At 41.1% G+C, this 526-nt stretch carries 1 protein-coding gene; it reads left to right on the top strand.

Annotated features, from left to right (window positions below):
• The coding region (locus IEY73_RS34925; protein WP_505744165.1) for a 5'-3' exonuclease H3TH domain-containing protein at positions 1–526 on the top strand (526 nt) is incomplete at both ends.

Below are 526 nucleotides of genomic sequence, written 5' to 3'. Positions count from 1 at the left end.
ATTAGGCGAATACAAACAAAATCGTAAAGACGCCCCTAAAGAGATGCTTTTACAAATCCCTATCGCCTTAGAATGGTTGCAAAAAATGGGTTTTACTTGCGTGGAGGTGAGCGGGTTTGAAGCTGATGATGTCATCGCAAGCCTGGCCACGCTAAGCCCTTATAAAACCCGCATTTATTCTAAAGATAAGGATTTTAACCAGCTTTTGAGCGATAAAATCGCGCTTTTTGATGGCAAAACGGAGTTTTTGGCGAAAGATTGCGTGGAAAAATACGGGATTTTGCCGAGTCAATTCACGGATTATCAGGGCATTGTGGGGGATAGCAGCGATAATTACAAGGGGATTAAAGGCATTGGGAGCAAGAACGCCAAGGAATTGTTACAGCGATTAGGGAGTTTGGAAAAAATCTATGAAAATTTAGACTTGGCGAAAAATTTACTCAGTCCTAAAATGTATCAAGCCCTTATACAAGACAAAGAGAGCGCGTTTTTAAGCAAAGAATTAGCCACTTTAGAAAGAGGATGC

The sequence above is a fragment of the Mangrovihabitans endophyticus genome (assembly GCF_014646155.1).
Taxonomy (GTDB): Bacteria; Actinomycetota; Actinomycetes; order Mycobacteriales; family Micromonosporaceae; genus Actinoplanes; species Actinoplanes endophyticus.
The sequence above is the reverse complement of the archived record's forward strand: the minus strand, read 5'-3'. Positions and strand labels throughout refer to the sequence as shown.